Here is a 17383-nt window from a genome sequence, read left to right as displayed (position 1 = left end):
CGGTGTGGGAGGCGCCGAGCAGTCGGCGGCGGGGTGTCGACGTTGCCCGTCCGACACTCGCTCGAGGACGGAGCGGCCCTCGATCACGCGCAGGTTCTGCGTTCGCGCGGACGGCGTCGAGGTCCGCCGCGAGGGCGGCGTAGCCGGTGACGCAGCACCGGATGCCGCGCGATTGACCAGGGCCGGCACTGGCGCCGGCGGTGCCGAGGTACTGCGCCGAAGAGGCGTTCACGCGTTCACCCTGCTGCGTCCGCACGTCGGCGAGCCATCCCTCGACACACTGGTGTCCCGCCTCATCGGGCGACGGTCAGGCGGGGGCGCGGTCCGTCGCGGCGGCGATGACCTCTCGGCGTCGCCGGTGGCGCTGTTCGTACTCCGCCACCTGGCGCGCCGTTGCGGCCGGTGCGTCCCGCAGGCTCGCGGTGATCCCGGCCGCGTCCAGGGCGTCGTAGCCGGTCCATGGTTCGGGTGCGCGCAACCGCTCGATGGCGTTCAGGACCTCTTTGCGGCGGGCGTGCGCGCGCTCGTACCCCTCGACCACGGTCAGCTCGAGCTGGGTCAGGGTGGGCAGCCGCCCCTCGATCTGTTCGGTGCTGAGGCGGCCGAACCGGGGGATCGGCAGGTCTTCCTCCCGTCTGACCGCTCCGAGGACCTCCTCGGCCATGGGGCCGGGCTCGGGCCTCTCGCGCGCGGTTTTCCCGACCGTGCCTCGGGCTCGCCGGATGCCGCGCTCGGCGACGTTCCGCGCCACCGTACGGGCGTGTTCGGTGAGCAGGACCTCCAGATCCCGCATCAGTGCCTCGTCCTGGCGGCGGAGCGAGCCGAGCAGGTGGGCGGCGGTCTCGTCGCCCACCTGCTCGGCGAGGACCTCCCCGGCCCGGCACGCCGCCAGCGCCCGTGCGGCGGCCGCGTACTCGTCCTCGGTGTTCCTCAGCAGGAGTCGCGGATCGGCCGGGCCCCCGCCGGGGAGCAATCCCCGGACGACGACAGATCCGATGGCCAGCGGCAGCATCGCCGTACGCAGGGCGCCGCGTGAGAGGAGCAGCGTCGCACCGACGGCGGATTCCAGGAGGCCCCGGGGGCGCAGGGAGCGCTCGAGGCGGTGGATGCGCGCCAGACCGATCCGGACCTCGGCGGCCTGGCGTTCGAGCGTCTGAAGGTGTGGCCCCGGCGGAGTGACCACCGCGTCCGCCCCGAACCGGTCGAGGAGTGCCGCATGCGCCTGGCGGGCGTCCTCGAGCACCGGTACGAGTTCCTCCGTCGTCGCTGCCATGAGGTGCTCCCTGGGGGAAGGGGTGCGGCGGCCCCGCCGCACACGGAAAGAGGCAGCCCCGACGAACTCGCCGTGGCGGGCCACCAGCACCATCCTGCGGGACGATCGCCCGTATCGCCCGTATCGCCTGCGCCGGCGCGACCGGTGGACCTCGGCCCGTGGTGCGGACCGGGCCCCGACGCCGCCGCGCGGGACCCGGGAGCGCCACGCCTCCCGTATCCCTCGTGCGGCAGGCACTCGAACGGGAACGTGTCCCGAACCCTTACCGCCTCTTCGCCGGTAAGGGTGATGCCGGATGCACCCGAGTAGCAGACGTCACGCACCGGTCCGTGGGGCCTTCCACCCGCCCGGCCTTCCACTCGTCCAGCCGACCCGAGCGGCGGCAGCCGGGCGGGGGACGGGCGGACCGGCCGTTCGGGCGATGCGCGTCCCCGGCATCGCTCGAAAGACGGCGGTGCGAGAGGGGGGCAACGGGACACTCATGTCCTCATGAGCGATCGCAACGACGGCCCCGACGCCTCCCACCGCCGACCGGGCGGCGTGTCCGACACCACCGTGGAAGCCCTCGGAGCCCTGTCCAAGGCCCTGGAAACGACCGAACGCGCACGCGGCCACCTCTACGCCTTCCACCAGTTGACCGGCGGCGCCGACTTCGAACTGGACCGCGCGGTCGCGCTCCTGCGCGAGGCCGGTCACCGAGACTGGGCGGGGCGCGTCCAGGAGGAGATCCTGGGCCGCAACGTCATCCCCGGCCACTGGACCTTCCAGATCGTCGAGTCCTACAACGACACCTACTACGAGCCGTTCAAAGCCCTCGAGAAGAAGGCCCGCCAGGAACTCGCCGAAGGCAAGGACCACCTGTACGAGGCGGAGCTGAAAGAGGCACGCCGGACCAGCGGACACCCGCACCACACAGCCAGGCCGGACGCCTCTGAGTAGCCGTGCACATGGCTTCTCATGGTCATCCCCAGCGCCCTCGCCGGTCACGCGACCGGCCCCCACCCACGAGGCGGCCCGGCGCTCGCCGGGGCCCTGGTGCGCGGGGTGGCGGCCGGGCAGGCTAGCTTGCTCGGATGAGCCTCCTTGATGATGTGGCCGAGCGCGACGGCTGGCGCTGCTGGGTCTGCGACGAACCGGTCGACCCCGACAAGTCCGTGAACGACCCGCGAGGGCCCAGCGTCGACAGCCGGACCGCCGACCGGAAGGCAAAGGTCGCCGAGCGGCTCGCCCACCGCGGTTGCAACACCCGCAAGGGTGCGGTCAAGGCGGTCATCGCCTGGCCGGACCACCTGTACGTGGTCGAACCCGCCCCGCTGATCACCGTCGCCGGGAGGCTGGAGCGCAAAGGGGGCCGCGAGATGGTGGGCCGTTGCCCGACCAGGCCCGACGCCCAGGAGACGGCGGACTGGCTCGTGGACCGGTTCTCCCGACTGGTCCCGGGACTGCCGGTGACCGCCGACATCGAGGCGGGCGGCGGTCAGTTCCTCGTCGTCCTGTCCACCGGCCGCCGCTGAGCGGGCTCACCGGCGGGCGCCGCCGCGTCGCGCAAGAACCCTGCCCGCTCGCCCACCGGAGCGCCGGCGGCGCCCACGCGTACCGCCCGCCACCCCTCGCCGCCGCCGCACGCCCGCTCACCCAGCCGAGGACCCCCGCATGCCGCACGACGAGCACCGCACCGTCGACTTCTTCGCCCGGGACGCCCTTCCCGCGCCCGAGGTGACCGCTGCCCAGGCCGAGCGGATCGCCGCCCGGCACCTCGGCGTCACGGCCTGTGCCACGGCGCTGGGAAGCCAGCAGGACGCCAACTTCCTGCTGCGCCCGGACGACGGGACCGGCCCGGTGATCCTCAAGATCGCCAACCCGGCCTTCGGTCTCGTGGAGATCGAGGCACAGGACACCGCCGCCGACCTGATCGCCGAGGCGCACCCGGAACTGCGCATCGCGACGGTCCTGCGTCACTCCGACGGCTCCCCGCGGTGCGCGACGGTGCACACCGGCGACGGCCCGGCTGTCGTCCGGCTGCTGCGCTACCTCCCGGGCGGCTCCCTCACCGGACCACGGCACCTGTCCCCGGCCGCGGTGGCGGCCATGGGGACGATCGCCGCGAAGGTGAGCACCGCGCTGCGCGACTTCCACCACCGCGGCCTCGACCGCATACTCCAGTGGGACCTGCGGCACGCCCCGCGCGTGGTCGCCGCACTCGCCCAGTACGTCGACGAGCCCGACCGGCGCGCCGCCGTCCAGGCCGCGACCGCCGAAGCCGGCGCCCGCATCCAGGCCCTGGCGGACGCGCTGCCCTCCCAGGCCGTGCACCTCGACCTCACCGACGACAACCTGATCCGCTCGCCCGGCGCCCGCCCGCCCCTGCCCGACGGCGTCATCGACTTCGGTGATCTGACGACGACCTGGGCGGTGAGCGAACTCGCCGTGTCGCTCTCCTCGATGCTCCACCACGACGGCGTCGAACCTCACCACGTGCTGCCCGCAGTCCGGGCCTTCCACGCCCTGCGGCCGCTGTCCGCCGAGGAAGCGGAAGCCCTGTGGCCGCTGGTCGTGCTGCGCGCCGCGGGCCTGGTCGTCAGCGGACGTCACCAGGCCCGCGTCGACGAGGACAACACCTACGCCAAGGCCGCGCTCGAGCGCGAGTGGCGCGTGTTCGAGCAGGCCACCCGCCTGCCCCAGGAGGTGATGACCCACCTCGTGAAGGAAGCGGCCGGCCTCGCCACCGCACCCGCGGCGGCCCACCCGCCGGAGCACGCCTTGCTGCGCGGCGTCGTCGCCGCCGACATCGCCGTTCTCGACCTGTCCGCCGACGCGGACTCGACGGACCACGGTGCCTGGCTCCGGCCCGGCGTCGAGGACCGGCTCGCGGCCCGCGCGCTGGAGACGGGCGCGGCCGCGGTGGCCACCCGGTACGCGCAGGCTCGGCTCACCCGGGCTCCGGCCCTGTCGGCCGAGTCGCCCGCCACCGTGCCCACCGGCGTCGACCTGTGGCTCGGCCGCGACGTCGTGGCGCAGGCGCCGGCCGGGGGAGAGGTCCTGGCGGCGGCGCCCGGACTCCTGAAGATCGCCCATGGCGGCCGCGTGCTGACGCTGACCATGCCCGCCACGGTCACCCCGCGGGTCCGCACCGGGTCGGCGGTCCACGCGGGCGAGGACCTCGCCGAGGTACCGGCCGGGGCCTGGCTGCACATCGCGCTGCTCGACGCCGGCGGGCCGGCCGCCCCGCGCCTGGTCCGCCCGGAGTACGCCGCCGGCTGGCTCGCGCTCACGGCGGACCCCGCCCCGCTCATCGGACTCCCGGCCGCCGGCCCCGCGCGCCCCGACGACCTGCTCCAGCGGCGCGAGGCCGTGTTCGCGCCCGTGCAGGAGCACTACTACGCCGCCCCGCCCCGCATCGAACGCGGCTGGCGCCACCACCTGCTCTCCGCCGACGGCCGCTCCTATCTGGACATCGTGAACAACGTGACGCCGCTCGGCCACGCCCACCCCCGGGTGGAGCAGGCGGTCGCCCGGCAACTGCGGCGGCTCAACACCAACTCGCGCTTCCACTACGCCTCGGTGGTGGAGTTCACCGAACGTCTCGCCGGCCTGCTGCCCGAGCCGCTGGACACGGTGTTCCTCGTCAACTCCGGTTCGGAGGCGGTGGATCTCGGTCTGCGCCTGGCCATCGGAGCCACCGGACGGCACGACGTCGTCGCACTGCGCGAGGCCTACCACGGCTGGACCTACGCGTCCGACGCGGTGTCGACCTCGCTCCAGGACAACCCGAACGCCCTGGCCACCCGGCCGGACTGGGTGCACACGGTCGACTCGCCCAACCCCTACCGCGGCAGGCACCGCGGGGCGGACGCGGCACGCTACGCGCCCGAGGCGGTCGCGGTGATCGACGAGCTGGCCGCCTCGGGCCGCCCGGCCGGCGCCTTCGTCAGCGAGACCTTCTACGGCAACGCCGGAGGAGTGGCCCTGCCCGACGGCTACCTCGCCGAGGTGTACGCGGCGGTCCGCCGTCACGGCGGCGTGACCGTCGCCGACGAGGTCCAGGTCGGGTACGGCCGGCTGGGCCACTGGTTCTGGGGCTTCGAGCAGCAGGGGGTCGTGCCCGACGTCGTCTGCGTGGCCAAGGCCATGGGCAACGGTCATCCGCTCGGCGCCGTCATCACGTCCAGGGCGCTCGCCGACCGGTACCGCGACCAGGGCTACTTCTTCTCCTCCACCGGAGGCAGTCCGGTCTCCAGCGTGGTAGGCCTCACCGTCCTGGACACCCTGCGCGACGAGGATCTCCAGGGCAACGCGGTGCGCGTCGGCGGACGTCTGAAAGGCCTGCTGGAGGAACTGGCGTCCCGCCACGCCGTCGTCGGCGCCGTCCACGGCTCGGGACTCTACCTCGGCCTGGAACTCGTGCGTGACCGCGGCACGTTGGAGCCCGCCACCGAGGAGACCGCCGAGCTGTGCGACCGGCTGCTCGACCTCGGCGTCATCGTCCAGCCGACCGGCGACCACCTGAACATCCTCAAGATCAAGCCACCGCTGTGCATCGACGCCGACGCGGTCGACTTCTTCGCCGCCATGCTGGACCGCGCACTGACAGAACTCGCTGACGAGGGATAGTTCCTGACCGGGCGTCGATACGGGTGCGAGGATGACGTCCAGCGTGGGCCGGAGGCTCGTCGCCGAGTTCGGCCGGCAGGTCCCGCCCGCACTGACCACGCTGCGCCGCGTGCTGCCGGGAGAGACTCCCGGTCCCCGACTCGCCGGGCATGATGCCCACCAGAGGGCCGACGACGGCAATGGCAAGCTCGACCGGGGAGTCAGCCGCCACGTCGTCCTGCCCGAGGGCGACTTCGACCGCCGGCACTGCCTCACCCAGGTCGTCCAGGCCCGCGCCGTCGTCGCCGGGATCGAGCACTGGCGTGCGCACTGGCCTCTGGGCGCGGGCACGATGGTCCGGCAGCTCAACGACTGCAGGCCGGTGTCGTCCTGGTCCGCCGTCCACGGGGACGGCCGTCTCAAGCCGCTCCACCACGAACTCCGTGGCCTATACGCCGACCGCCTGCTCTCCATCCCGCCCGATCCTGCCGGAACGACCGTGACAGTGGTGAGCCAGCCGGCCCATCCCGGGCGCACCTCGGTCACCCGAGTAGGCGGCGGTCGGCGTAGACGACCTTGTGGCGACGGTCGTGGAGGCGGGCTTCTTCTCCGGGCGGGACGGCGGATCGGGCGGCGGAGCGGACGGGATCCCTCCGCGCGACGCACAGGGCCGGCCCCTCGCAGGCACCGGGCGCGGCAAACGGGGTACAAGGAGCAGCGGCCCGGCAACGACATACGGCAAAGGCGGCGACTCATGCAGTTCGACGACAACGCCCGTCTGGACACCTCCGAGGTGCAGGACGTGCGCGGCAGTCGGATCCCCGGTGGCGGTGCGACCATCGGCGGCGGAATCGCCGGCCTCGTCGTACTGGTCGTGGGACTCGTGCTCGGCATCGGCCCCGACCAGTTGGGCCTTTCCTCCGGTGGTGACCAGCCTGCGCCGGCCTCGTCCTCGCTGGCCCGGGTCGAGCAGGCCTGCCGCACCGGTCAGGACGCCAACACCAAGGACGACTGCCGCATCGTGGCGGTGGTCAACAGCGTTCAGGACTACTGGACACAGGCGTTGGGCCGTGGCCAGGTCGCTTACACAAAGGCGCCGACGGTGCTCTTCAGCCGGCAGGTGAACACGGCGTGCGGCAACGCCACGTCGGAGGTGGGGCCCTTCTACTGCCCCGGCGACCGGACGGTCTACCTCGACCTCGGCTTCTTCGACGAGCTGCGGACGAAGTTCGGAGCGAGCGGTGGGCCCTTCGCGCAAGCCTATGTGGTGGCACACGAGTACGGGCACCATGTCCAGGACCTCGAGGGGACGCTGGACAAGTCCCACAACGGGCTGACCGGCGCCGACAGCGCTTCGGTCAAGACGGAACTGCAGGCCGACTGCTACGCGGGCGTGTGGGCGCACCACGCGACGACCGTCAAGGACGAGTCCACCGGCAGGCCACTGATCACCAGCCTCACGGGCGCGGACATCCAGGACGGACTGGACGCGGCCGCGGCTGTCGGAGACGACCGTATCCAGGAGGAGTTCCAGGGGCGGGTGACCCCCGACACCTGGACCCACGGCTCGTCCGAGCAACGGCAGCAGTGGTTCGGCGTCGGATACCGCACGGGGGACATGGCCCGGTGCGACACCTTCCGCTGAGCGCCGCTCCGAGCCCGTGAAGCGGCGATCGTGTCCCGCTCCCGATCGACGTTGTCAGACCTGCCGAGGCGTCGGTCACCTGATTCCCCACCCTCCCATCCAGGGCGCACCGCTCATCGAGGACGGGAGGGGGCCGAGCGGCGAGGACCGGCGAACGTCAACAGCCCAGGGCGAGAAGCGAGCGCGAGGCAGGGTGCACTCGTCCGGGAGTGAGCCTGGTGATGCTGTCCTTCGCGATGTCGTTGACGACGAAGGGGTTCTGCGAGGTGATCTGCTCGATCGCGGAGCGGTCGACACCGTGGACGACGATCACACCGCCGATCGATGTGCGGACGGTCTGGCCGGAGACCAGGAAGGCGCCGTCGCGACGGTGTCGTTCAAGGTAGACGACGTGGCTGAGCGGCGCGGCGTGCCGGAGGGCAGGTCGTGCCGTACGAGTGACCGCGCGAAGGGCTCACCGCTGCGCCGGGCGTACGTCATCCGCTCGCGCACCTCCCGCACACAACATGACGAAGCGCTCCTGGTGCTCTGACCGCGAACGTTCACCGGGGTGCGTGGCTGGGGGCGTGTATGAGTAGTGTCTGTCGGATGGACTGCACGATGCATTTACCGGAAGAAGATCTGGCGCTGGTCGAGTTCGCCCAGCGCGTTGTTGAGACGAACGGTGATGGTGAGGTGCACACCGTCGGGGCAGCTGTGCGAGACGCACAGGGCCGGATGTTCGGTGGCATCAACCTCTATCACTTCACGGGCGGACCTTGCGCGGAGTTGGTTGCGCTTGGGCATGCGCGTGCTGCGGGAGCGCGTGACCTCACGGCAATTGTTGCCGTCGGTGACATGGGGCGCGGTGTGCTCGCGCCGTGTGGCCGGGACCGGCAGGTCCTGCTGGACTACCACCCAGGTATCCGTGTCCTGGTGCCGGTGGCCGGCGGCATTCGGAGTGTCGCGATCACCGACCTCCTGCCTCATGCCTATGTCTGGGAGGAGCAGTCCGCAGCGTCCGACCGAGCGCCGGGCTCGGCTGCGATGCAGGCCCTGCATTTCCATCCCACCTATCTCGACGCCGTACGCACTGGGCGGAAGACGAGCACGGTGCGGTTCCGCGACCCAGTGGAGACGGGCCCGGTGAACATGGTGTTCGAGTTGGATGACGAGGTAGTGCTGTCCGGTGTGGTCACTCAGATCACTTCGAAGATCGTTGCCGAGTTGACCGAGGCGGACGCTATCGCCGACGGGTTTCGCGATCTTGCCGAGCTGCAAGACAGGCTGCGGTTCCACTACCCCGACGTCAAGTCAACCGATGACGTCGCCGTTGTTCACTTCCGTCTAGGCCATGTCTAGGTTCGGCTTCCTGTGCGCGCCCCGCACGATGATGATCAATATGTGGGGCGAGGGGATCTTTCTGATGAGCAGTGGTCGGTGCTGGAGTCGTTGTTGCCTGAGGGGCCCGAACTCGTCGTAGGGGTGAGCAGGCGGGGACGGCCTCCCGCCCACCGAGGGTCCAGGCAGGCCAGGCCGATCTCGCTGAACTGGTGGGTCACATCGCGGATGGTGTCCTCGCCGGCCTGTACCAGCTGGGCGACCACCGGCACTCGGTTCCCGCCGGCCGAGGCGAGCAGCATCATCGCCCGCCGGTAGCGCACCGAGCTGCTGCTGCCCCGGCGGACGATCTGCTGCAGCTTCTGCCCTTCCTGATCGGTCAGTCTGATCGGCCATTCCGCGTACCCGCACAGGCTCGGCCACCACACCTCCAGCAGTCGCAATGGACGTCACCGCCCATCCAGCCGCCCTGACCGCCAATCCGGCGAACCTATGCGGTCACAGCGCTAGAAGGTCAGGTTCCAGGCGTCGATCTTGCCTGTGTCGGAGGCGGCGTTGTCGTTGACGCGCAGCTTCCAGGTGCCGTTCGCGACCTCCGAGGAGGCGTTCACGGTGAAGGTCTGGGCGATGTTGTCGGCGCTGCCGCCGGCGCGGTCGTGCAGCGTGTGGACGGTGCCGTCCGGCGCCACCAGGTCGACCTTCAGGTCACCGATGTAGGTGTGCTTGATGTCCACACCCACTTTGAGGGTGGCCGGGGCGTTGCCGGTCACGCCGGTGACGGCGATCGGGCTCTCCACGGTCGCGTTGTCGTTGATGGCGAAGTCCGTGAGGTTCTCGAAGTACTTGCCGGGCGGCGGGGTGGTCCCGACGGCCTTGAGGGCGTCGACCTGCCCTTCGCCGAAGAACGAGTTGTCGGCCGTCGTGCCCGTGCAGCGGCTGTCCGAGGGGCAGGCGACGTGGTTGGCCTGGGCGGCCAGCTTGGCGCGGATCTGCGCAGGGGTGATGCCCGGGTTGGCGCTGGCGATGAGTGCCGCCACACCGACCACGTGCGGGGTTGCCATCGAGGTGCCGCTCTTGCTGCCGTAGCCGCCGCCGGGGACGGTGGAGTACACGTTGCTGCCCGGCGCCGCGACGTCGATGACGTCCTGCCCGTAGTTGGAGAACGAGGCCTTGGTGACGCCCGTGCCGTTGGCCGCGACCGTGACCACGCCCGGGAGTTCGGTCGGGATGTCGAGGCAGGCGTTGGTGATGGTGCGGGTGACCGGCGTCGAGTCGTTCGGGCTCGCGGAGTCGGTCGTCTTGTGGGCGAGGTCGTAGTTCTCGTTGCCCGCGGCGGCGATCTGGAGGGAGCCCTTGCCCTCGGCGTACTCCTGGGCGCGCTTGACGCCCTCGATGATGGCGGCCTGGTCGATGTTGTCCGGGCAGTTGAACTGCCACGGGTCCGTGTAATAACTGTTGTTGGTGACCTTGAAGCCGTGGTCACCGGCCCAGACGAAGCCGCAGACGGTGTTCTCGGCGAAGAAGAAGGAGTTGCCCGGCTCGGCCACCCGGACCGCGGCGATCTTCACCCCGGGGGCCACGCCGACGACGCCCTTGCCGTTCTTGGCCGCGGCGATGGTGCCCGCTACGTGGGTGCCGTGCGTGTCGACGTCCCGCCAGGCGCCGGCACGGGTGTCGGGCTTGCCGTAGGCGCAGGAGACCGAGTCGGCCGCGTCGAAGTTGGGCGCCAGGTCCTGGTGCTGGTCGTCCACGCCGGTGTCCAGGATGCCGACCGTGACGGAGGCGGAGCCCGGGTTCACGGCCCAGGCCTGGTCGGCCTTGATCTGGCTCATGTCGGCCCGGACCGGTTCTCCGGCCGGGGTCGAGGCCTGGGCGGGATTGGCCGGCAGCGCCGGGTTGTAGGCATCGGCCGGGACGTCCGAGGTGCGCGTGGCGCCGACCTGCTGCACGCCGGCGACGCCGCGCATGGCAGCGGCGAATCCGCTGGACGCCGAGTGGGCGACGATCACGCCGATGGCGTCGAAGTCGGAGAAGACGGTGCCGCCGTTGGCCGTGATCGCGGAGCGGACCGCCGAACTGTCACCGGGGGCGGTGATCACGAGGTAGGCACGGGTGCCGGCCACCCAGGCCGCACTCCGGGAAGCCGGCACGGCGGCCGGAGCGTGGGCCGGAGCGGGGGCCTTGGCGGCCGGCGCGGTGGAGGGGGCGACGGGGAGCGTGCCCGCGAGGGCGCCCGGGGCGCCGAACGCGAGGACGGCGCCGAGCGTGGCCGCCAGCACCAGCGTGCGTCTAGGTCGGCTGGATATCTGGGATATCAATGCGTCCTCCGGAGACGGCCCGGCCGTGCTGAGGCACCGGCCGGGCCGTACGAAACGAGTGGTGGATGCAAGATGTCAGGCGCGTGCTCCTGTACGGAAGTACCTTTCCGTGCAGGGACGTTGGAGGGGCATGGCTGAAAAGAGACGTCCTCCGGGCGTCGGGGGGGTCGGGATCCGCCGGGACGCGCCGCGCGGGCTGCCCCGCGGGCGCGGTGAGCATCTCCAGCAGCGGCCGCCACGGCTCGAGCGCCTCCGGCGCCGGACCGGCGCCGGGACCGGGGACGGCTCCCGGACGGTACGCCGGGCAGACGGCAGTGAGGCATGCGCCGTCCCGTAGGTGTCCTTCCGGTCGGCGATCTCCTGCGCGGACGGCGCCGACCTCGACGCTCCTCACATGGCCAGCGCGGTCCGCGCCAGCGCGCGCAGCCAGGCGTGGGCGTGGTCGGTGTCGTAGCGCTGATGCCATGACAGGTACAGCGGCGCCGACGGCAGTTCGAGCGGGAGGGGGAGCACGACCAGGCCGAGGTCGGCGACCGCTGACCGCGTGGTGGCTTCGGGGACGCTGATCAGGATGTCGGATCCGCGCGCGAACTCCAGCGCGGCCGCTTCCGTGGGCGCGGTCGCCACCACGCGGCGGGTGAGGCCGAGCCCCGCGAGGGCGTCGTCGATGGCGTTGCTGAGGTTTCCACGTCGCGAGACGGTGACGTGCTCCGCGGCGGCGTACCGCTGTGCGGTGACGGTCCTGACGCGGGTGAGGGGGTGTCCCTGCCTCGCGACGACGACGAGGCGGGTCTCGCCCACGCTCTCGGCACGGATGTCCGGTGCGCTCGGGCGGTTGGCGTTCGCCTCGAGGTCGACCTCGCCGCGCCGCAGTTCGGGGGTGTCGGTGCTCGATTCCGCGACGAAGCGCAGTCGCACGCCCGGCGCCTGTCCGCGCACGGCTGCGAGCAGTGCGGGGCCGCTCAAGGCGACGAGGGAATCGTGCCAGCGGAGTGTGAAAGTGCGCTCCAACGTTGCCAGATCGAGTTCGCGGCTCGGTGCCAGCACTCCCTGGACCTGGTGCAGCAGCTCATGCACCTGTTCCCGGACGGCGATCGCATACGGCGTCGGCGTCATCGTGCGGCCGGTGCGCACCAGGATCTGATCCCCGGTCGTGCGCCGGATCCGGCCCAGGCTCCGGCTCATCGCGGGGGCGGTGACATGCAGGCGGGCCGCCGCCCCGGTCACGCTGCCCTCCTCCAACAGCGCGTCGAGCGCGGCGAGCAGGTTCAAATCCAATTGCATGCGAGTAATCCTAGCCGTGCCTGACATGCATTTGAAGTTAATGATGGGGGTGCATACCGTTGAGGCGAAAGCGCAGGAAGCAACGCCCGGTTCGGCCCTCGACCGGCCTCAGCACCCCTCCTCAGACGGGAACACCCCCATGTCCGAAACGCTTCAGACCACTGACGTCGCCGCCTCCGACGCGGACCTGCTCGCCCAGACCGTGATCGCCGTGCGGGATGCGGGTTCGGCGCTGCGCGAGCGCTTCGGCGAGGTGGTCCGCTACCGGAGCCGCGAAGAGCTGATGCGCGCGCTCGCCGACAACGACGACACGGCCCTCGACATCCTGCGCCCCCGCCTCACGCGCCTTCGCCCGGAGGCCGGCTGGGTGGAGGATGAACTGGACGGCGGGGCGCTGCCGTCCGGCGAGTGGTGGGTCGTGGATCCGTCCGAGGGCAACGTCAACCACCTGCACGCCCTGCCCGAGTGGGCGGTGACCGCCACCCTCGTGCGTGAGAACCAGCCGGTGCTCACCGTGGTCCACCTGCCGTTGACCGGCGAGACCTACACCGCGCTCACCGGCGCGGGCGCCCACCTCGACGGCCGGCCGCTGCACGTATCCCAGAGCGCGGACCTCGGCCTGAGCATCGTGGCCACCAGCCAGGCCCGGCCGGACGAGGACGAGAAGGTCGTGCACCGCGTCGGCTCCTCGATCACCGCGATGCTCTTCGACGCGCTCGTCGTCCGCGTCGCCGTGCCCGCGACCCTGCACCTGCTGAACGTGGCCGCCGGCCGGATCGACGCCTTCTGGCAGTTCGCCGGCGCCCGCGCGGACCTGCTTCCCGGAGCGCTGCTCGTCACGGAGGCCGGGGGACGGATCTCCGACGCCGAGGGCCGCCCCTGGACCCCGCAGAGCCAGAGCTTCCTGGCTGCCGCGCCCGGCGTCCACGCCGCGGCCGCATCCACGCTCTCGCGCTGACCACGCACCTCACCCTGTACGCACGGAAGGACCAGAACACCATGACCATGATCGCAGTTCTCGGAAACGGCCGCGTCGGCGGCAACCTGGCCGCGGCCCTCGCCCGGGCAGGACACGAGGTGACGGTGGCGGACCGCACGCCGGGCGCGGCCGCCGATGCCGCCCGGACGGCCCGGATCGTCATCAACGCCACCCCGGGTGCCGGCTCGCTGGACCGGCTCGCCGCTCTGCGCGAAGAACTCCGGGACAAGATCCTCGTCGACATCGCCAACGCCACCATCGACGGACCGGACGGACTGCCCGGCGACCTGATCTACCCCGGCTCGAGCCTCGCCGAACAACTCCAGGAAGCGCTCCCCGAAACGCGCGTCGTCAAGACACTCAACACCATGCTCTTCCCGGTGATGACCTCGCCGGCCACGCTCTCCCAGACGCCGACCGCGTTCCTCTCCGGCGAGGACCCTGAGGCCAAGCAGACCGTCCACGAACTGCTCACCGACCTCGGCTGGCACAAGGAATGGATCACCGATCTCGGCGGGATCCGGACCGCCCGCGCCACAGAGGCCGCGATCCTGTTCGTACCGCACCTCGTCCGCTCCACCGGCTTCACACCCTTCGCGCTCACCATCGCCCGCTGACTGTCGAGCCGCGCCGTCCGGATCACCGCTGTGGAGGCGGCCTGTCGGGGGTGGAGGGTGGTGGGGCGTGTGCGGGGGCAGCAGGCGGCTGTCCGGGGGAGTGGGCCGCCTGCAGCTGGAACGATCAGTGAGGTTCGCTGGTCGAGGACCGCAGCTCGCGCGGTTGCGGACGGCGATTTCGCCGTACCGCGTGACGACCGGCTTCACTTCTCACCGGCCCTGCTCGTCGAGGAACTGATCAGCGGGTGCGTTCGTAGTGGCGGCGGGCTTTTTCGCGGTTGCCGCAGACGGCCATCGAGCACCAGCGGGCACGGTTGGCACGGCTGCGGTCGAGCAGGAACAACTGGCACTCGTCATTGGCGCAGGGGCGTAGCCGGCCGGGCATGTGCTGCTCGGTGGCGGCCCAGGCGAGAACCGCCTCGACGGCCAGCCGGGCGTGCGGCGGAGTCCTGACCGTCCACTGAAGACCGTCCGAAGTGATCTCCGGGATCTGGTGGACCCCTTCGAGCAGCGGGCTCAACGCGGCGGGCGAGCGTTCTCCGCGCACTATGTCCCGCAGGATGTCGCGCGTCTCGCGCAGCAGCGCCAGTTCCGCGAGGCTGCCTTCGCCGCCGTGCTCCCGCGCCCAGCGTCTGCCTGCGGCCGGGTCGCCGAGCGCGTCCTGTTCCTCGCCGTTGACCAGTGGCCTGCTGTTGAGCAGGTCCAGCAGCGTGTCCATCGGGCCACTCCCCTCTAACCGGATCGAGTCATTTGACAGGTTAGCTCACCGCGTGCTTGCATGGCGAGCAGCTAACCAGATCAAATACTTGAAAGGGTTAGAAATGAGCTCGGTGCACTACCGGACCGCCACTGTCGACGGCCATGAGATCTTCTACCGTGAAGCCGGCCCCGCCGACGCCCCCGCGATCGTCCTGCTGCACGGCTACCCGACCAGCTCGTTCATGTTCCGCGAGCTCATACCGCTGCTGGCCGACGACTACCACGTCATCGCGCCGGACCACCTCGGCTTCGGTCACTCCGACGCCCCCCTCGTGGGGGAGTTCGCCTACACATTCGACGCCCTCGCCGAACTCACCTCCGGACTGCTCGACCAACTGGGCCTGGACCGCTACGCCCTCTACGTGCAGGACTACGGCGCCCCCATCGGGTGGCGCCTCGCGCTCCGGCACCCCGAACGGATCTCCGCCCTCGTCACCCAGAACGGCAACGGCTACGAGGACGGTTTCGTCGAGTCGTTCTGGACCGACGTCTGGGCCTACGGGGCGAACCCCGGTCCCGACACCGAACCCGCCGTCCGCGCCGCGCTCAGCGTCGACGCCATCCGCTGGCAGTACGTGCACGGCGTGCCCGATCCGAGCCTGGTCAGCCCGGACACCTGGGAGCACGACTTCGCTCTCGTCTCCCGCGAGGGCAACGACGAGGTCCAGCTGGCGCTGTTCCGCGACTACCAGAACAATCGCCCGCTCTACCCGCTGCTGCACGAATTCCTGCGCACCAGCGGGGTCCCCGTGCTCGCCGTGTGGGGCCGCAACGACGAGATCTTCGGCCCAGCGGGCGCGCGAGCCTTCGCCCGCGACGCCAAGGACGCGGAGGTGCACCTGATCAACGGCGGTCACTTCCTGCTGGAGAGCCACCTGGACGTCGTCGCGGGTTACCTGCGCGGCTTCCTCGGGCGGGTGCTGCGATAAGCAGGCTCGGGGCCGGAAACGGAGCCTTCGCAGGCCACCACGTCAGCCTCCGATTCCGTGAGCCGCACCTCGTACGCCCCGCCGGGTGTCGGGCGGTCAGGCCGCGCTTCCACCAGGCCCGCCCCGTTATGTTTTCCGCGGTTCCGCAACGGGGCCGCTGGCCTCCGGGCCCGGCATGACTGTTGCCCCCTGTCGAACGGATGACCTGGGGGGTGGTGTCACCGGGCCCGGGAGGTGCCGTCGGAGACGCTGATGAGAGGTCCGGCCACCGCCCGGTCCGGCGCACTGCCGGACAGCTCGCGAGCGGCAGGTCTGCATAACGTGGATGCGCGCGTACGACACCGAAGCCGAGGCCGGCACCGTCAACACCCTGGGAAAGGCGCGATGTTCGACACCGAAGACGTGGGCGTGTTCCTCGGCCTGGACGTCGGCAAGAGCAGCCATCACGGCCACGGGCTGACCCCGGCCGGGAAGAAGGTCTTCGACAAGCAACTGCCGAACAGCGAGCCAAAACTGCGGGCCGTCTTCGACAAGCTGACCGCGAAGTTCGGCACCGTGCTGGTGATCGTGGACCAGCCCGCCTCCATCGGCGCCCTCCCGCTGACCGTCGCCCGTGACGCGGGCTGCCAGGTCGCCTACCTGCCCGGACTCGCCATGCGCCGGATCGCCGACCTCTACCCGGGCGAGGCCAAGACCGACGCCAAGGACGCCGCGGTCATCGCCGACGCCGCCCGCACCATGCCGCACACCCTGCGCTCGCTGGAACTGACCGACGAGATCACCGCCGAGCTGACCGTGCTCGTCGGCTTCGACCAGGACCTCGCCGCCGAGGCCACCCGCACGTCCAACCGGATACGCGGCCTGCTCACCCAGTTCCACCCCAGCCTCGAACGCGTCCTCGGCCCTCGCCTGGACCACCAGGCCGTCACCTGGCTCCTGGAGCGCTACGGCTCCCCGGCCGCCCTGCGCAAGGCCGGCCGTCGCAGACTCGTGGAACTGATCCGGCCCAAGGCGCCGCGCATGGCCCAGCGGCTGATCGACGACGTCTTCGACGCGCTCGACGAACAGACCGTCGTCGTGCCCGGCACCGGCACCCTCGACATCGTCGTGCCCTCCCTGGCCGCCTCGCTCGCCGCCGTCCACACCCAGCGCCGGGCCCTGGAAGCCCAGATCAACGCCCTGCTGGAGGCCCACCCTCTTTCCCCGGTCCTGACGTCGATGCCCGGCGTCGGCGTCAGGACCGCCGCCGTCCTGCTGGTCACCGTCGGCGACGGCACCAGCTTCCCCACCGCCGCCCACCTCGCCTCCTACGCCGGCCTGGCCCCGGCCACGAAGTCGTCCGGAACCTCGATCCACGGCGAACACGCACCCCGAGGCGGAAACCGTCAGCTCAAACGGGCAATGTTCCTCTCCGCCTTCGCCTGCATGAACGCCGACCCCGCCTCCCGCACCTACTACGACAAGCAACGAGCCCGCGGCAAAACCCACACCCAGGCCCTCCTCCGCCTGGCCCGCCAACGCATCAGCGTCCTGTTCGCCATGCTCCGAGACGGCACCTTCTACGAACCCCGCATCCCTGAGGACGTCGAACTCGCCGCATGACCCCCACAAGTCACACCACCCCAAACCGAACCTGGGTGCCTTGACGAAAGACATAGAGGCACCCCCC

General features: G+C 71.1%; 13 protein-coding genes and 3 pseudogenes. 10 read left to right on the top strand and 6 right to left on the bottom strand.

The window, feature by feature from the left end:
* Window positions 1-307 precede the first annotated feature (307 nt).
* A complete protein-coding gene (locus Sri02f_RS38195) occupies window positions 308-1273 on the bottom strand; it encodes a hypothetical protein (protein ID WP_109005905.1) in 966 nt (321 codons plus the stop codon).
* Between the two features lie 489 nt (window positions 1274-1762).
* Between Sri02f_RS38195 and Sri02f_RS38190 the strand changes: the two genes are divergently transcribed.
* From Sri02f_RS38190 to ypfJ, 5 genes and pseudogenes are all read left to right on the top strand, one after another.
* Window positions 1763-2212, top strand: coding sequence for a hypothetical protein (locus Sri02f_RS38190; protein WP_109005904.1), 450 nt, complete (start codon window positions 1763-1765; stop codon window positions 2210-2212).
* Between the two features lie 134 nt (window positions 2213-2346).
* Complete coding sequence (locus Sri02f_RS38185) at window positions 2347-2787, top strand: hypothetical protein (RefSeq protein WP_109005903.1); 441 nt, start codon at window positions 2347-2349, stop codon at window positions 2785-2787.
* A 139-nt stretch (window positions 2788-2926) separates the two neighbouring features.
* On the top strand, window positions 2927-5884 hold the full coding sequence (locus tag Sri02f_RS38180; protein ID WP_109005902.1) for an aminotransferase: 2958 nt from the start codon (window positions 2927-2929) through the stop codon (window positions 5882-5884).
* A gap of 52 nt (window positions 5885-5936) precedes the next feature.
* A pseudogene (locus Sri02f_RS43395) lies at window positions 5937-6452 on the top strand (glycoside hydrolase family 2 protein); the annotation flags it as partial.
* A 165-nt stretch (window positions 6453-6617) separates the two neighbouring features.
* Window positions 6618-7508 (top strand): KPN_02809 family neutral zinc metallopeptidase, encoded by an 891-nt coding sequence (gene ypfJ, locus Sri02f_RS38175; protein ID WP_109005901.1) that lies wholly within the window; start codon window positions 6618-6620, stop codon window positions 7506-7508.
* 157 nt (window positions 7509-7665) lie between these two features.
* On the opposite strand, the pseudogene Sri02f_RS38170 reads toward ypfJ, so the two are convergent.
* Window positions 7666-7896: pseudogene (locus tag Sri02f_RS38170) on the bottom strand (YciI family protein); the annotation flags it as partial.
* A 200-nt stretch (window positions 7897-8096) separates the two neighbouring features.
* Between Sri02f_RS38170 and Sri02f_RS38160 the strand changes: the two are divergent.
* Window positions 8097-8849 carry an ASCH domain-containing protein gene (locus tag Sri02f_RS38160; RefSeq protein WP_218029932.1) on the top strand — a complete coding sequence of 251 codons (753 nt, stop codon included), beginning with the start codon at window positions 8097-8099 and terminating at the stop codon, window positions 8847-8849.
* Window positions 8850-8968: 119 nt separating this feature from the next.
* Here the strand turns inward: Sri02f_RS38160 and Sri02f_RS44390 are convergent.
* From Sri02f_RS44390 to Sri02f_RS38145, 3 genes and pseudogenes are all read right to left on the bottom strand, one after another.
* Window positions 8969-9251, bottom strand: a pseudogene (locus tag Sri02f_RS44390) (helix-turn-helix domain-containing protein); the annotation flags it as partial.
* An 83-nt stretch (window positions 9252-9334) separates the two neighbouring features.
* Window positions 9335-11107 carry a S8 family serine peptidase gene (locus Sri02f_RS38150; protein ID WP_109005899.1) on the bottom strand — a complete coding sequence of 591 codons (1773 nt, stop codon included), beginning with the start codon at window positions 11105-11107 and terminating at the stop codon, window positions 9335-9337.
* A gap of 429 nt (window positions 11108-11536) precedes the next feature.
* Window positions 11537-12430, bottom strand: a complete 894-nt coding sequence (locus tag Sri02f_RS38145) for a LysR family transcriptional regulator (protein WP_109005898.1) — start codon at window positions 12428-12430, stop codon at window positions 11537-11539.
* Between the two features lie 139 nt (window positions 12431-12569).
* Between Sri02f_RS38145 and Sri02f_RS38140 the strand changes: the two genes are divergently transcribed.
* Both Sri02f_RS38140 and Sri02f_RS38135 read left to right on the top strand, forming a co-directional pair.
* The gene (locus Sri02f_RS38140) at window positions 12570-13388 is read left to right on the top strand and encodes a 3'(2'),5'-bisphosphate nucleotidase CysQ (RefSeq protein ID WP_109005897.1); all 819 of its coding nucleotides are present in this window, start codon (window positions 12570-12572) and stop codon (window positions 13386-13388) included.
* A gap of 41 nt (window positions 13389-13429) precedes the next feature.
* Window positions 13430-14026, top strand: coding sequence for an NADPH-dependent F420 reductase (locus tag Sri02f_RS38135; protein ID WP_109005896.1), 597 nt, complete (start codon window positions 13430-13432; stop codon window positions 14024-14026).
* A gap of 238 nt (window positions 14027-14264) precedes the next feature.
* Here the strand turns inward: Sri02f_RS38135 and Sri02f_RS38130 are convergent, their stop codons facing one another.
* Complete coding sequence (locus Sri02f_RS38130) at window positions 14265-14744, bottom strand: CGNR zinc finger domain-containing protein (protein ID WP_109005895.1); 480 nt, start codon at window positions 14742-14744, stop codon at window positions 14265-14267.
* Between the two features lie 103 nt (window positions 14745-14847).
* Here Sri02f_RS38130 and Sri02f_RS38125 point away from each other — a divergent pair, with 103 nt between their 5' ends.
* Together Sri02f_RS38125 and Sri02f_RS38120 are read left to right on the top strand one after the other, a co-directional pair.
* A complete protein-coding gene (locus Sri02f_RS38125; RefSeq protein WP_109005894.1) occupies window positions 14848-15714 on the top strand; it encodes an alpha/beta fold hydrolase in 867 nt (288 codons plus the stop codon).
* Window positions 15715-16098: 384 nt separating this feature from the next.
* The gene (locus tag Sri02f_RS38120) at window positions 16099-17316 is read left to right on the top strand and encodes an IS110 family RNA-guided transposase (protein ID WP_109002418.1); all 1218 of its coding nucleotides are present in this window, start codon (window positions 16099-16101) and stop codon (window positions 17314-17316) included.
* The last annotated feature ends 67 nt before the right edge of the window (window positions 17317-17383 follow it).

Origin of the sequence: Streptomyces rishiriensis, from assembly GCF_003112535.1 — a bacterium.
Classification (GTDB): Bacteria; Actinomycetota; Actinomycetes; order Streptomycetales; family Streptomycetaceae; genus Streptomyces; species Streptomyces rishiriensis.
Note: the sequence above shows the minus strand (reverse complement) of the source record. Positions and strands in the feature narration are given on the sequence as shown.

Bases quoted from the DNA above. Each gene is read 5' to 3' on its own strand.
- Sri02f_RS38180 (WP_109005902.1), top strand. From the start codon at position 2,927: ATGCCGCACGACGAGCACCGCACCGTCGACTTCTTCGCCCGGGACGCC.
- ypfJ (WP_109005901.1), top strand. From the start codon at position 6,618: ATGCAGTTCGACGACAACGCCCGTCTGGACACCTCCGAGGTGCAGGAC.
- Sri02f_RS38130 (WP_109005895.1), bottom strand. From the start codon at position 14,744: ATGGACACGCTGCTGGACCTGCTCAACAGCAGGCCACTGGTCAACGGC.
- Sri02f_RS38160 (WP_218029932.1), top strand. From the start codon at position 8,097: ATGGACTGCACGATGCATTTACCGGAAGAAGATCTGGCGCTGGTCGAG.
- Sri02f_RS38140 (WP_109005897.1), top strand. From the start codon at position 12,570: ATGTCCGAAACGCTTCAGACCACTGACGTCGCCGCCTCCGACGCGGAC.
- Sri02f_RS38145 (WP_109005898.1), bottom strand. From the start codon at position 12,430: ATGCAATTGGATTTGAACCTGCTCGCCGCGCTCGACGCGCTGTTGGAG.
- Sri02f_RS38125 (WP_109005894.1), top strand. From the start codon at position 14,848: ATGAGCTCGGTGCACTACCGGACCGCCACTGTCGACGGCCATGAGATC.
- Sri02f_RS38135 (WP_109005896.1), top strand. From the start codon at position 13,430: ATGACCATGATCGCAGTTCTCGGAAACGGCCGCGTCGGCGGCAACCTG.
- Sri02f_RS38190 (WP_109005904.1), top strand. From the start codon at position 1,763: ATGAGCGATCGCAACGACGGCCCCGACGCCTCCCACCGCCGACCGGGC.
- Sri02f_RS38195 (WP_109005905.1), bottom strand. From the start codon at position 1,273: ATGGCAGCGACGACGGAGGAACTCGTACCGGTGCTCGAGGACGCCCGC.
- Sri02f_RS38185 (WP_109005903.1), top strand. From the start codon at position 2,347: ATGAGCCTCCTTGATGATGTGGCCGAGCGCGACGGCTGGCGCTGCTGG.
- Sri02f_RS38120 (WP_109002418.1), top strand. From the start codon at position 16,099: ATGTTCGACACCGAAGACGTGGGCGTGTTCCTCGGCCTGGACGTCGGC.